A 12,569-nucleotide genomic window follows, 5' to 3' on the forward strand; every position below is an offset into this window, starting at 1 on the left:
CCGCGGGGGCGGGCACTTTGGGGGGACTGGCCGCCGATGAAGCGGGTTGCGATCGTCGTCGGCACGCGCCCCGAGGCCATCAAGCTCGCGTCCGTCACGAGCGCGCTTCGCGAGAGCGCCGAACTCGACGTTCGCGTCCTTGCCACCGCCCAGCATCGCGACCTGCTCGATCAGGCGCTGGCCGAAATGGGGCTCGTCGCGGACGTCGATCTCGATCTGATGACGCCCGCTCAGAATCTTTCGAACTTCGCCGGTCGCTGTCTTGGCGCGCTCGGTGACATATTTGCCGCGGAAGCACCCGATTATGTGATCGGCCAGGGCGACACGACGACCGCACTCGCCGCCGCGCAGGCAGCGCACCACGCCCGCATCCCCTTCGGCCATGTCGAGGCCGGGCTCCGCAGCGGACGGCGCGACACGCCCTTCCCCGAAGAGATGAACCGTCGGCTGATCAGCCTGCTCGCCGACCACCATTTCTGCCCGACGCCGGCCGCACGCGCGAACTTGCTGCGCGAGGGCGTCTCGGTCGAGGCGATCTACGTCACCGGCAACACTATCATCGATACGCTGCGCAACGTCGTCCCCCGCTGCACCGTCGCGAAGCGCGCAGCCCCGTCGATCCTCGTCACCGTTCACCGCAGCGAGAATGTCGCCGCCCTGCCCACGATCGTCGGCGCGGTCTATGCGCTGCTCGATCTGTATCCCACGTTGCGCGTCCGCTGGCCGATCCATCCCAATCCGCGCCTCGGCGGCGCCATCCGCGACGCGCTCGACGCGCATCCCCGCGTCGATCTTACCGATTCGCTTTCCCACGGCGCGTTCGTCGAGGCGATGCGCGACGCGCGTCTGATCCTTACCGACAGCGGCGGGGTGCAGGAGGAAGCGCCCGCGCTCGGCACGCCCGTGCTCGTCCTGCGCACCGAGACCGAGCGGCCGGAAGGTATCGCCGCCGGCGTCGCCCGCCTCGTCGGCACCGATCCGCGCACGATCCTGCCCGCGGCGATCGAACTCATCGAGGACGACGCGGCGCATCGGCGCATGGCCAATGGCGCCTCGCCTTACGGCGATGGCCAGGCCGGCGCCCGCATCGCCGCGGTCGTGCGCGCCTATCTTGCCGACAGACCCGCTCGTTTCGATCCCGCCGGACCCGTCCTGCAAGATTGGGGAGGCGTGACCGCGGGATGATCTAGGCTCCGACGCCCGCGAGCGCGCCTTTGCCGTTGAACTTTCCGGCCTGATAGTCGCGAATAGCCTCGCCTATCTCTTCGCGCGTGTTCATCACGAACGGTCCGTGCGACACGACCGGTTCCCCGATCGGATCGGCGTGGCCGAACAGGAGGACGGCGTCGGTTTCCGCTGTGATCGAGATGCTGTCGCCGTCCTCGGCCATCGTGACGAGATGCCATTGCTGGACGACGCTGTCGCCGATCGAGATCGCGCCGGACACGATGTAGAGCAGGACGGCCCGATCGGCCGGCGCGGGCAAATCCACGCGCGCCTGCGCGGCGAGCCGCACGATCGACATGAACACTCCCGTCAGCGACCGGATCGGTCCGGTAGCGCCATCGAAATCGCCCGATATGAGGCTGACCGCCCCTTGCCCGCCGGCGATCGCCAAATGCGGGATCTCGTTTTCCTGCAGCCCGGTATAGGCCGGCTCGGTCATCTTCAGGCGCCCGGGAAGGTTGACCCAAAGCTGCAGGATCTCGAGCGGCCCGCCGGCCTGCTTGAAGGATGGCGGCGAGATCTCGGCATGAATGAGGCCGGACCCTGCCGTCATCCACTGCACGCCGCCCGCCTCGATCACGCTTTCGTGGCCACCCGTATCGTGATGGGCGAGATTGCCGGTCAGGATGAAGGTGACGGTCTCGAAGCCGCGATGCGGGTGGGGCCCGAAAGGAAGCCCGCCATTGTGGGGCGGATAGGTCTGCGGCCCGTGATGGTTGAGGAACAGGAACGGGTCGATCTGCTCCAGGCCGGGGCCGGGCACCGGCCGCCGCGTCGTCAGGTCGGCGATGTCGTCGCGATAGGCGGGATGGACTTTGGATAGGGAGCGCGCGGTCATGCGGGTCGCATAGGCGCCCGGACGATGGCCGTCGAACCCCGGGCGGCATATTCGCCGCCGGGATCGACGCCGCCCGTCGCCGGCATGCGGGTCACCGCATTCAGGCCGTGACCGGCTCCGCCAGCGCCGTGCGCACCGCCGCGATCGCCTCGGCGCCCTTCGTGCCGTCCGGACCGCCGCCCTGCGCCATGTCGGGCCGGCCGCCGCCGCCCTGCCCGCCCAGCGCCGCCACGGCGAGCTTGACTAGCTCGACCGCGCTGTAGCGCGCGACCAGATCGTCCGAGACGCCGACCGCGACCGCCGCGCGGCCTTCGTTGACGCCGACCAGCGCGAAGACACCCGAGCCCGCCGCCTGCTTCTGCGCGTCGATCAGGCCGCGCAGGCTCTTGGGATCAAGCCCGTCGATGACCTTGCCGAGGAACGGCACGCCGCTCGCCAGCATCTCGGGCGCGTCGGCCTCGGCCTTCGCCGCGCCGCCGCCCAAGGCCAGCGCCTTCTTCGCCTCGGCGAGCTCGCGCTCCAGCCGGCGCCGGTCCTCGACCAACGCTACCAGTCGCGCGGGCACCTCGTCGGGCTGCGCTTTAAGGACGCTTGCCGCCTCACGCAGCCGCTCGTCGCGCTGGACGAGCCACAGCCGCGCCGCCTCGCCCGTCAGCGCCTCGATCCGGCGGATGCCCGACGAGACCGCGCTTTCGGCGACGATCTTGAACAGGCCGATATCGCCCAGCGCATTGACGTGCGTACCGCCGCACAATTCCACCGACCAGGACGCCGGATCGCCCTCATGGACATGTTTGCCCATCGAGAGGACGCGGACCTCGTCGCCATATTTCTCGCCGAACAGCGCCATCGCGCCCGCGGCGATCGCCTCGTCGGGCGTCATCAGCCGGGTGGCGACGACGTCATTCTCGCGGATGTGGCGGTTCACCTCGGCCTCGACGACCGAGATATCCTCGGGGCTCAGCGCCTTTTGGTGCGAGAAATCGAAGCGCAGCCGGTCGGGCGCGACGAGGCTGCCCTTCTGCGTCACGTGCCCGCCCAGCCGGTGGCGCAGCGCCGCGTGCAGCAGATGCGTCGCGGAGTGATTGGCGCGCAGCTTCGATCGGCGGCTCACGTCGACCGCGAGGTGGATCGCATCCCCGACCTTGATCGTGCCGCTCGTTACCGTCGCCTTGTGCGCGTGCAGCCGGCCGAGCGGCTTCGACGTGTCCGAAATGTCGGCCGCGAAACCTCCGTCGGTACTCGCCGTGCCCGCATCGCCCTGCTGGCCGCCGCTCTCACCGTAGAAAGGCGTCTGGTTGGTGAGGATGACGATCTCGTCGCCCGCATTGGCCGTCTCGACGCGCTGCCCGTCTTTCACGAGCGCGACGACCTGCGCATCGCCCTCATGCCCCGCATAACCGGTGAATTCGGTGCCGCCCTGCTCCTCGGCGATGTCGAACCAGATCTCGTCCGATCCCTTGTCGCCGGAGCCCTTCCACGCGGCGCGCGCCGCCGCCTTCTGCTCGGCCATCGCCGTGTCGAAGCCCGCACGGTCCACCCCATAGCCCTGCGCGCGCAAGGCATCCTCGGTCAGGTCGTAGGGAAAGCCGAACGTGTCGTAGAGTTTGAACGCGACCTGCCCCGGCAGCGTATCGCCCGCCGCCATCGATCCCGTCGCCTCGTCGAGCAGGCGCAGCCCGTTGGCGAGCGTCTGGCGAAAGCGCGTCTCCTCCAGCTTCAGCGTCTCCTCGATCAACGGCTGCGCGCGGACCAGCTCAGGGTAAGCGACGCCCATTTCGGCGATCAGCGACGGCACGAGCCGGTGCATGAGGGGCTCGGCTGCGCCCAGCAGATGCGCGTGGCGCATCGCGCGGCGCATGATCCGGCGCAGCACATAGCCGCGGCCCTCATTGGCGGGCAGCACGCCATCGGCGACGAGAAATCCCGAGGTGCGCAGATGATCCGCGATCACGCGATGCGAGGCGGTGTTGGCGCCTGTCGTCACCGTCCGCGTCAGCTCGCCCGAGGCGGCGATCAGCGCCTTGAACGTGTCCGTGTCGTAATTGTCGTGGACGCCCTGCAGCACCGCGGCGATCCGCTCGAGCCCCATGCCCGTGTCGATGCTCGGCTTGGGCAGGTTGCCGACAATCTCGTTGGCCTCCTGCTCATATTGCATGAACACGAGATTCCAGATCTCGGTGAAGCGATCGCCATCCTCGTCGGGCGAACCCGGAGGGCCGCCGGGAATATGATCGCCATGATCGTAGAAGATTTCCGAGCAAGGGCCGCACGGCCCGCTGTCGCCCATCGCCCAGAAATTGTCCTTGGTCGGAATGCGGATGATGCGGTGCTCGGGGAGCCCTGCGATCTTCTTCCACAGGTCGAACGCCTCGTCGTCCGTATGATAGACGGTCACGGTCAGCCGCTCGGCCGGCAGGCCCCATTCCTTCGTGATCAGGTTCCAGGCGAGGCCGATCGCGCGCTCCTTGAAGTAATCGCCGAACGAGAAATTGCCGAGCATTTCGAAGAACGTATGGTGGCGTGCTGTGTAGCCGACATTGTCGAGATCGTTATGCTTGCCGCCCGCGCGGACGCATTTCTGCGACGAGGTCGCGGTGATGTAGGGCCGCGTCTCCAGGCCGGTGAACACGTTCTTGAACGGCACCATGCCCGCATTGACGAACATGAGCGTGGGATCGTTCTGCGGCACGAGCGGCGCCGAAGGCACGAACCGGTGCCCCTCGTTTCCGAAGTAGTCGAGGAAGGACCGGCGGATATCGTTCGTGGACGTCATTCCTGCGACTTAGTGGAGCGACGCCCCCTTCTCAAGCCGACGCCGCGACGCGCCGGTGACCTGCCGGCTTCTCGGCCGAAGTGGGCCATGATATTACGTTGTCGCACCGCGCGGGAGATGCGTGACATGGGCGCCGAAAGCGGGCCGAAATGGCCGTCAACGCTGTTGTTGTGGATCGTGACGGCTGGCGTCGGAGCCTTGCTCCTCTTCGCGGCCGTCCAGAACAATATCCTGGTCACGGCCGCCGTCATGGGCGTGGTCGGCTCCTATGCGGTCTTCGGCGCGGGCTGGGTCATCTGGGCCGCGCGCCAGGCGACGAAGCCCCCGCGCGCCTGACGCGCCGTATCGGCGGCGCCTGGCTCAGATCGCGATCCCCGTCCGCCACGACTTGCCACAGCTGCCCGCCTCATCGAAAGGGCAGCGATGCTGACGATTTCGGCCGCCATCCTCCCCGTCTTCGCGCTGATCGCGGCGGGGTTCGGCTTCGGCCGCTGGAAGCGCGTCGGCCGCGACGGCATCGCGATGCTCAACGATTTCACCGTCTCGCTCGCGCTGCCCGCTCTGCTATTCCGCGCGCTCGCCGAGGGCGACTATGCTGAGATGAACCGGCCCGCATTTCTGCTGATCTTCACATTAGGCCTCGTTCTCACCTTCGGCGCGGGCCTGCTCCTGCCCCCTCCGCGTAACGCCGATCACCCGCTCGTCGATCGCTCGCTGACCGCGCTGACCGCAAGCTATCCCAATGCCGGCTTCATCGGCCTGCCGATGCTGCAGGGCCTGCTGGGCAGCGTCGGATTGGCGGCGGGCGTCATCGTCGCGATCCTCACCGTCTCGCTGCAATTCGCCTTCTCGCTGCTGCTCGTCGAGATTGGTCTCGCCAGCGGCGGAGGCTTTCGCGAATCGCTCATGAAGGTGCTGCGCGCGCTCTCGCGCAATCCGCTCGTGCTGAGCCCGATCGCGGGCGGGCTGTGGGCCGCGACCGGCGTGCCGCTGCCGGCGATGGCCGCGCGCTTCATCGATCTGCTCGCCGCCGCCGCGAGCCCCTGCGCTTTGGTGACGATCGGCGCCTTCCTCGCGATCCGCCCGACCGCTCCGCGCGAACCCACCCCGCTGCTGCTGCCCGTCCTGCTGATCAAGCTCGTCGCGCAGCCCGCGGTGATGGCAGCGGGCGTCTTCTGGCTCGCGCCCGCGCTGGGGCTACCATTGCCTTACCCCTGGGCGGTCAGCGCGGTGCTGCTGGCGGCGCTGCCGACCGGCACCGGCCCATTCATGCTCGCCGAACTCTACGGCCGCGACGCCGCGCTCGCGTCGCGCGCGATCCTGCTGTCGACGATCCTCGGCACGATCGGCGTCATGCTGCTCGCCTTCCTGCTCGTCCCCCAATGAAGAAAGGGCGGCGACCCCTTCGGATCGCCGCCCTCTTTCAGGCTCTCGAAGAAGGAAGGCTTACTTCCGCTTCGACTTCTTGGTCATGCCGCCCTTCTGTACGCACTTGTCGGTCACGGTCCGCGAGCAGGCCGGCATCGAGACCGCGTCGGGGGCGGGCATCGTCGTCGCCGGCATAGCCGACGGCGCCGCGGCGGCGGGCGGCGGCATCGTCGAGTCGGCGGATGCCGGCGCGCTCATGCCCGGATCGGCGGCGGCGGGCGCGGCCGGGGCCATCGGCGCGGTCGCGTCGGTCGGCATGTTGCTGCTCGCCGGCGGCGTCGCGGCATCCTGCGGCATCGTCTGCGCGATCGCGGATGCGCTGCCGAACGAAAGCGTGGCGGCGAGAATGATGAGGCTGGTCTTCAAGGCGTGTCTCCTAAAATGGCAATCGGGTTTCCACCCGCCCCTGTGCCCCTCCGAACGCCGGGAACGCCGGAGGGTTGCGTCCCGGCCGGCGATCACCGGTTGCCCCGCGCGGACGCGTTCCCTACCTGTTCGAACGATGGAGCCCGCCCCACTCGCCCCCGAACCGCCTTATCTGCGCGGCCTGAACGAACCCCAGCGCGAGGCCGTGCTGACCTCCGAAGGTCCCGTCCTGGTGCTCGCCGGCGCGGGCACGGGCAAGACCGCCGCGCTCACCGCACGCCTGGCGCACCTGATCGCCACGCGCCGCGCCTGGCCCTCCGAGATCCTCGCCGTCACCTTCACCAACAAGGCCGCGCGCGAGATGCGCGAGCGCGTCGGCCGCATCATGGGCGAGTCGGTCGAGGGCGTGCCCTGGCTCGGCACCTTCCACTCGGTCGCCGCCAAGATGCTCCGCCGCCACGCCGAACTGGTCGGGCTGCAGAGCAATTTCACGATCCTCGACACCGACGATCAGCTCCGCCTGCTCAAGCAATTGATCGTCGCCGCCGACATCGACGAGAAGCGCTTCACCGCGCGCAGCCTCGCCGGGCTCATCGATCGCTGGAAGAATCGCGGCTGGACCCCGGCCGAGATCGACGCGGCCGAAAGCGAAGCCTTCGCCAACGGCCGCGGCCAGGAGCTCTACGCCGCCTATCAGGCGCGCCTGAAGGCCGTGAACGCCTGCGATTTCGGCGATCTGCTGCTGCACATGCTCGTCATCCTGAAGACGCATCGCGACGTGCTGAAGCAGTATCAGGATCGCTTCCGCTACATCATGGTGGACGAATATCAGGACACCAATGCCAGCCAATATCTGTGGCTGCGGCTGCTCGCGCAGGAGCGCAAGAATATCTGCTGCGTCGGCGACGACGACCAATCGATCTATTCGTGGCGCGGCGCTGAGGTCGCCAACATCCTCCGCTTCGAGCGCGATTTTCCCGGCGCCAAGGTGATCCGGCTCGAGCAGAATTACCGCTCCACCCCGCATATCCTCGCCGCCGCCTCGGGCGTCATCGCCAACAATGGCGGCCGGCTCGGCAAGACGCTCTGGACCGACGAGGCCGAGGGCGAGAAGGTCCGCGTCATCGGCGTCTGGGATGGCCCCGAGGAAGCGCGCCGGATCGGCGAGGAGATCGAATCCGGCCAGCGCCGGGGCGAAGGCCTCGACAAGGTCGCGATCCTCGTCCGCGCGCAGTTCCAGACGCGCGAGCTGGAGGATCGCTTCATCGCGATCGGCATGCCCTATCGCATCGTCGGCGGCTTCCGCTTCTACGAGCGTGCCGAGATCCGCGATGCGCTTGCCTATCTCCGCGTCATCGCCCAGCCCGCCGACGATCTGGCGTTCGAGCGGATCGTCAACACCCCCAAGCGCGGCATCGGCGACAAGGCGGTCACCAAGCTCCACCAGCTCGCCCGCGCCGAGGGCCTGCCGCTGACCCACGCCGCCGCGCGCATCCTCGACACGGACGAGCTGACCCCATCCGCCCGGCGCAGTCTCGGCAATCTCATCGGCGACATCGCCCGCTGGCGCGGCAAGCTTACCGAACTCCCCCACGCCGAACTCGCCCGGCAGATGCTCGACGAGAGCGGCTATACCGCGATGCTGCAGGCCGAACGCTCGACCGAAGCCTCGGGCCGGCTCGAGAATCTCACCGAGCTCGCGCGCGCGATGGAGGAATATGAGACGCTCGGCGCCTTCCTCGAACATGTCAGCCTCGTCATGGACAATGATGCCAATGCCGAGGACGCCAAGGTTACGATCATGACGATCCACGCCGCCAAGGGCCTCGAATATGAGACCGTCTTCCTCGCCGGCTGGGAGGAAGGCGTCTTCCCTTCGCAGCGCGCGCTGGACGAAGGCGGCAATGCCAGCCTCGAGGAGGAGCGCCGGCTGGCCTATGTCGCGATCACGCGCGCGCGGCGCCGCGCGACGATCTTCCACGCCGCCAATCGCCGCATCTACGGCCAGTGGACCTCCTCCATCCCCTCGCGCTTCGTCAACGAGCTTCCGGCCGAGCATGTCGAGAGCGAGACGACGATGTCGGGCGGCGAATCTTTGTGGCGCGCGCAATGGAGCGAGCAGGGCGATCCCTTCGCCCATGTCGCGCGCGAACGCCCCGGATACGCCGCGACGCGCGGCCCCGGCTGGCAGCGCGCCGCGACCAAGCCGCTCGACATGAACCCCGTGAAGCTCGCCGAAGTGAAGGCGAGCGCGGCGAGCTTCGCCGCCAAGCCCCGCGCCGACATCAGCCTGGGCGTCCGCGTCTTCCACACCAAGTTCGGCTATGGCGCGGTCGCGGTGATCGAGGGCAACAAGCTGGAGATCGACTTCGAACATGCCGGCCGCAAGCGCGTGCTGGACAGCTTCGTCACCGTGGGGTGAGGGGCGGCGCGGGTGCTCCCGCCCCCTCTCGGACGGAAAAGGAAGGCCTGTCGTGCCGTCGGCTCGAGCCTGATCCGGTATGCCGCTTCCTCCGATCGATGCGGTCCGCGAAAGCAAGGCGCTCGAGGCCGGGGTGACGAACATTGGCAACTGCCGGCGGTGGGGAGGATGACGGGCTTTCGCCGATAGCTTCGCTCGAAATTCGCCCGCGAGACTTGCGCAAGCGGAGACCGCCCGGCATCCTGCGGTTGCGTGAGACGCGACCTATGGAGGTTCGGATGCTGTTCACAGCCCTGCTCTCTTTCGCTGCCGCTGGGACGGCGGCTCCGGCGCCCACCGCGTCGCCTGATATCGTCGTTCGGGCCGAACGGGCGGGGGCGGCGCTTGCCAAATGCCTGGCCGCCGGATGCCAGACCCCGGACGATGTCCGCATTTCGATCGCGCAGGCCGAGTTGCAGCTCGCGCAGGGAAGCTATCTCGACGCGCTCGCCACGCTCAGCCACGTGATTGATCGGACGAAGGGAGATGCGGGCCGCTATCCGCGCATGGTCGCCGCGCTCTATGAGGCGAGTGCGACCGTTAACCTGCACGTCGGCGACATGGAGGCGTTCCGCAAGGCGACGAGCTCTCGCGCCGCGACCCTCCGCGAGAATCTGCCGGCGGGCGATCCGATGCTCGTGCTGCTGCCGATAGAATTGGGCGATGCGCGCGCGCAATCGAACGATTGGTTTGAAGCCGAGCGGCAATATCGGTCCGCTGCCCAGGATTATACGGATCAGCACCGCCCGTGGCTGGCGGCGATCGCTTCGTTGCGGGCAGCGGCGATGGCGATTTCCCGAAACAGGCTCGCACTGGGGGAAGCGCGCCTTCGCGAGATCGCCAGGATGCCCGCCGCATCGGACCCCGACATTGTCCAGATGCGGACGGTGCTGGAAGCGCGGATCGCGAGCGCACGGGGCAAGGGCAGCGGAGTCGAGGCACTGCTCTCCGCCCTGCGCGCCGATCCGCAGGCGCCGCCTTTGCTGATCCGCGCCGACGAATATCCCGAGGAGCCCGGCGCGGCCTCGGCATTAATGGCTCAGCGTTTCGGCAATGGCGATCAGATGCAGCCGCGATCTGGCGATACCGTCCCGATCCAATGGGTGGATATCGGCTTCCTGGTGCGGCCCGACGGCAGCGTATCCGACGCGGAGGTTCTGCGCGGCAACCGACTGAAGGATTGGGCCGCCCCCTATCTCCGGCAGGTGGCGAGCCGACGCTATGCCCCACTGACGGTCACGCCAGGCTCGCCGGGCCGTTATCGGGTGGAGCGCTTCACGCTGCGGGCGACGAGGATGGTGCCGAAGGGATCGCTGATCCGCCAAGCAGTGGGAGCGCCGGAGCTGCGCGTACTGGATGTGACCAAAGTAGAGCCCAAGCCCGCGGCTTAACCGCTTCATAGCGCTGCCAAGCGGGCGGCCGGCATTGACCAATTGGAAGCGAACGAGTCGGCGCGATGAAGGCGCGCCCCTGACGCCCGGTCAGCGCCCCGAAATCCGCGCGACTTCGCGCGCGACGAGCCGCTCGACCATTTCGGGCAGATGCGCGTCGAGCCAGTCTTTCAGCATCGGCCGCAGCATCTCGCGGACCAGCCCGTCCATCGTGTTGGCATCCGCATCGGGATCGATGCTGAGCCCCGACAAGGCCGCCAGCGCGCGCTGGCTCGCCGCCTGCGTCCGCTCGGACAGCAAGGCCGAAGGCTCCGCCACCGGGAAGGGCGCGACCGAGACCGGCTCAGCCGGCAGCGGCTCGCCCAGCTCCAGCACGTCCTCCGGCTCCTCGTCCGCCGCATCGGCCACCGGAGCAGGCCCGCCGACAAGCGGCTCCTCGGTGATGATGCGTCGGATCGAGGCGAGGATCTCGTCCATCGGCTGTGTCGTGGAAATCTCGGCCATCCGCGGATTATCGCTTACTGCGGCGGCCGTGTCACGTTCGCCGGATTGGGCACGAGCGAACCCGCCGGCGCCGGCATCGTCGCGACCGAATTGTCCGTGCCGAGCAACGGATCGGGCGCGAGCGGCTGGACGTCCGCATCCTTCGGCGTCTCGCCGGTCGTATGGACCGAAGTCGTCTTATATTTGCTGTCGTCGCTCCAGTCGCCGAAGCGATTGCGGACCTGCCCGTAATGCGCGACCGGATCGTAGAGCGCGCCGCCGTCGAGATTGAGGACGTCGGCCTGCGCCTGGCCCATCGCGTTGAGCAGCGCGAAACCCGCGACATATTGATCGCGCTGCGCGGTGACGAGCGCGACCTGCGCGTTCAGATATTCCTGCTCGGCATTGAGCACTTCGATCACGGTGCGCGTACCCGCCGTATTCTCCGCGCGCGCGCCTTCCAGCGCGAGCCGGTTGGCCGAGACCGCCTGCTGGTTGGCGCGGATCGCCTCTCCCGCCGCGCTGAAATTGGCATAGGCCGCGCGCGTCGTCGCGATCACGCGCCGCTCGACATCGATGCCCTGCTCCAGCGCCGCGCTCTCCTGCGCCTGCGCCTGCCGCACCCTCGCGGCGACGCCGCCGCCCTGATAGAGTGGCACGGTCATCTGCAGGCCGATCCGGTTCTGCCCGACCGTCTGATCGAACTGGTCGTTCAGGCTCGCGGGCTGGCCCGACGATTGCGCGCGGGTGTTCAGATAATCGCTGTAGCTCGTGCCCCCGGTTACCGAGAAGACCGGCAGCCGCTGCGCCGAGGCAGTGCGGACGTCATAGCCCGCCGCCTGCGTGTTGGCCGTGACCGATGCGATCGTCGGCGCATTGGAAAGCGCGATCTTCACCGCATCGTCGGCGGTCGCGGGGAGCTTGGGCAAAGCCGGCGGCTGATCGAGCTTCTCGGGCCATTTGCCGACGACCTGGCGATAGGTTTCGCGGCTTGCGGTGAGATTGCCCTGCGCGGTCGCCAGCTGGCTACGCGCGATCGCGAGCCGCGCCTCGGACTGGGCGACGTCGGTGCGCGTCAGATCGCCCACCTGGAAGCGATCGCGGCTGGCGCGCAAATTGGTCTCCAGCACGCGGACGTTGGAGGCGTTGAGCTCGACGACCGACTGGTCGCGGATCACGTTCATGTAGGCGCTCACCGCCTGCGTGAAGAGATTGCCCTCGGTCGTGCGCAGATCGGCGCGGCCGGCGATGACGCGCGCCTCGGCGGCGTTGATCGCGTTCTTGACGCGGCCGCCCTGGAACAGCGGATAGGAGAGGTTGAGCCCGCCGGTCAGCGCACGGCCGCCATTCTCGAACGTGGTCAGGCCATCGGTGCTCTGCGTCACGCCGATCGTGGCGCTCACCTGCAGCCGCGCATTGGCCTTGGCGATCGGCACGCCTTCATCCACACCGCGCAACTGCGCGCGCGCGCCGGCGAGCACCGGGCTGGTGCCATAGGCCTGGACCAGCGCATCCTTGAGCGTATCCGCCATCGCCGGGGAGACGCACAAGGCCGCCCCCGCGACCCCCGCCAGCCATCTGCGCGTAACCACTCTGCCC

The 12,569-nt window shown here is 68.3% G+C and carries 10 protein-coding genes; 5 read left to right on the forward strand and 5 right to left on the reverse strand.

The window, feature by feature from the left end; translation table 11 throughout:
• The first annotated feature begins 36 nt into the window (after positions 1-36).
• Complete coding sequence (wecB, locus tag Q4F19_RS10455; protein ID WP_303542290.1) at positions 37-1,185, forward strand: non-hydrolyzing UDP-N-acetylglucosamine 2-epimerase; 1,149 nt, start codon at positions 37-39, stop codon at positions 1,183-1,185.
• 1 nt (position 1,186) lies between these two features.
• Here wecB and Q4F19_RS10460 read toward each other — a convergent pair whose 3' ends face one another.
• Positions 1,187-2,065: a pirin family protein gene (locus Q4F19_RS10460; protein WP_303542292.1), complete on the reverse strand. Its 879-nt coding sequence runs from the start codon at positions 2,063-2,065 to the stop codon at positions 1,187-1,189.
• Between the two features lie 100 nt (positions 2,066-2,165).
• Positions 2,166-4,841, reverse strand: coding sequence for an alanine--tRNA ligase (gene alaS / locus Q4F19_RS10465; RefSeq protein WP_303542294.1), 2,676 nt, complete (start codon positions 4,839-4,841; stop codon positions 2,166-2,168).
• 126 nt (positions 4,842-4,967) lie between these two features.
• On the opposite strand from alaS, the gene Q4F19_RS10470 reads away from it, so the two are divergent.
• Together Q4F19_RS10470 and Q4F19_RS10475 are read left to right on the forward strand one after the other, a co-directional pair.
• Positions 4,968-5,177 carry a hypothetical protein gene (locus Q4F19_RS10470; RefSeq protein ID WP_303542295.1) on the forward strand — a complete coding sequence of 70 codons (210 nt, stop codon included), beginning with the start codon at positions 4,968-4,970 and terminating at the stop codon, positions 5,175-5,177.
• Positions 5,178-5,264: 87 nt separating this feature from the next.
• Complete coding sequence (locus tag Q4F19_RS10475) at positions 5,265-6,227, forward strand: AEC family transporter (RefSeq protein ID WP_303542297.1); 963 nt, start codon at positions 5,265-5,267, stop codon at positions 6,225-6,227.
• A gap of 60 nt (positions 6,228-6,287) precedes the next feature.
• Here Q4F19_RS10475 and Q4F19_RS10480 read toward each other — a convergent pair whose 3' ends face one another.
• Positions 6,288-6,635 (reverse strand): hypothetical protein, encoded by a 348-nt coding sequence (locus Q4F19_RS10480; protein ID WP_303542299.1) that lies wholly within the window; start codon positions 6,633-6,635, stop codon positions 6,288-6,290.
• A 136-nt stretch (positions 6,636-6,771) separates the two neighbouring features.
• On the opposite strand from Q4F19_RS10480, the gene Q4F19_RS10485 reads away from it, so the two are divergent.
• Together Q4F19_RS10485 and Q4F19_RS10490 are read left to right on the forward strand one after the other, a co-directional pair.
• Positions 6,772-9,057, forward strand: coding sequence for an ATP-dependent helicase (locus tag Q4F19_RS10485; protein WP_303542301.1), 2,286 nt, complete (start codon positions 6,772-6,774; stop codon positions 9,055-9,057).
• A gap of 278 nt (positions 9,058-9,335) precedes the next feature.
• Positions 9,336-10,487 (forward strand): hypothetical protein, encoded by a 1,152-nt coding sequence (locus Q4F19_RS10490; RefSeq protein WP_303542303.1) that lies wholly within the window; start codon positions 9,336-9,338, stop codon positions 10,485-10,487.
• A 90-nt stretch (positions 10,488-10,577) separates the two neighbouring features.
• Here the strand turns inward: Q4F19_RS10490 and Q4F19_RS10495 are convergent, their stop codons facing one another.
• Both Q4F19_RS10495 and Q4F19_RS10500 read right to left on the reverse strand, forming a co-directional pair.
• Positions 10,578-10,991, reverse strand: coding sequence for a DUF2497 domain-containing protein (locus tag Q4F19_RS10495; RefSeq protein WP_303542305.1), 414 nt, complete (start codon positions 10,989-10,991; stop codon positions 10,578-10,580).
• A 14-nt stretch (positions 10,992-11,005) separates the two neighbouring features.
• Positions 11,006-12,562 carry a TolC family outer membrane protein gene (locus tag Q4F19_RS10500; protein WP_303542307.1) on the reverse strand — a complete coding sequence of 519 codons (1,557 nt, stop codon included), beginning with the start codon at positions 12,560-12,562 and terminating at the stop codon, positions 11,006-11,008.
• Positions 12,563-12,569: the final 7 nt, after the last annotated feature.

This window comes from Sphingomonas natans (assembly GCF_030546695.1).
Classification (GTDB): domain Bacteria; phylum Pseudomonadota; class Alphaproteobacteria; order Sphingomonadales; family Sphingomonadaceae; genus Sphingomonas_I; species Sphingomonas_I natans.

Excerpts from the sequence above, each read along its gene's own strand:
- wecB (WP_303542290.1), top strand. The coding sequence starts at position 37 with ATGAAGCGGGTTGCGATCGTCGTCGGCACGCGCCCCGAGGCCATCAAG.
- Q4F19_RS10460 (WP_303542292.1), bottom strand. The coding sequence starts at position 2,065 with ATGACCGCGCGCTCCCTATCCAAAGTCCATCCCGCCTATCGCGACGAC.
- alaS (WP_303542294.1), bottom strand. The coding sequence starts at position 4,841 with ATGACGTCCACGAACGATATCCGCCGGTCCTTCCTCGACTACTTCGGA.
- Q4F19_RS10470 (WP_303542295.1), top strand. The coding sequence starts at position 4,968 with ATGGGCGCCGAAAGCGGGCCGAAATGGCCGTCAACGCTGTTGTTGTGG.
- Q4F19_RS10475 (WP_303542297.1), top strand. The coding sequence starts at position 5,265 with ATGCTGACGATTTCGGCCGCCATCCTCCCCGTCTTCGCGCTGATCGCG.
- Q4F19_RS10485 (WP_303542301.1), top strand. The coding sequence starts at position 6,772 with ATGGAGCCCGCCCCACTCGCCCCCGAACCGCCTTATCTGCGCGGCCTG.
- Q4F19_RS10490 (WP_303542303.1), top strand. The coding sequence starts at position 9,336 with ATGCTGTTCACAGCCCTGCTCTCTTTCGCTGCCGCTGGGACGGCGGCT.
- Q4F19_RS10495 (WP_303542305.1), bottom strand. The coding sequence starts at position 10,991 with ATGGCCGAGATTTCCACGACACAGCCGATGGACGAGATCCTCGCCTCG.